Origin of the sequence: Blastococcus litoris (assembly GCF_003075095.1) — a bacterium.
GTDB classification, from domain to species: domain Bacteria; phylum Actinomycetota; class Actinomycetes; order Mycobacteriales; family Geodermatophilaceae; genus Blastococcus_B; species Blastococcus_B litoris.
Genome location: NZ_QCZF01000075.1, coordinates 1 through 436, shown reverse-complemented (window position 1 = coordinate 436; position 436 = coordinate 1). Strand labels below are relative to the sequence as shown.

At 50.5% G+C, this 436-nt stretch carries 1 protein-coding gene; it reads left to right on the top strand.

The genetic code is table 11. The annotated features are described in order from the left end of the window. The coding region (locus tag DCS98_RS23440; protein ID WP_206340421.1) for a hypothetical protein at positions 1-207 on the top strand (207 nt) is incomplete at its 5' end. Positions 208-436 lie beyond the last annotated feature (229 nt).

Here is a 436-nt window from a genome sequence, read left to right as displayed (position 1 = left end):
AAGCTGCACGGGTTGCGCCATACGACTCAAGACTGGCGAGTTATTGATGGCTTGCCTAGCAGGCTTGGCAACCACAGCTATCGGGTCCTGGGAAATGGCGAGAATTTCCATGTCCCGAAAGATACTGGCAAAGGCTGGCGCAATGATAAATCGTTCGCCGGAAACACCATGTCGCAACTAGTGGAAGAAATATCAGAGAAATTATAAAAATCGCCGATTGCCGATTGCCGATTGCCGATTGCCGTTCGGCTACAGAAGGATCAGGACAACTAGCATTGATGCAGAGGGAGGGCGGCACTGCATAAGCAAACGAATGAACAAAGGGGGATTTATGCAGTATGAGATATTCACTGGCGTATTGGCGGGCGTACTCACTAGCGCCCTAATTTGGCTCACAGGTTCACTCTGGGCTCGCTCCGTCGAACCATATTTGATC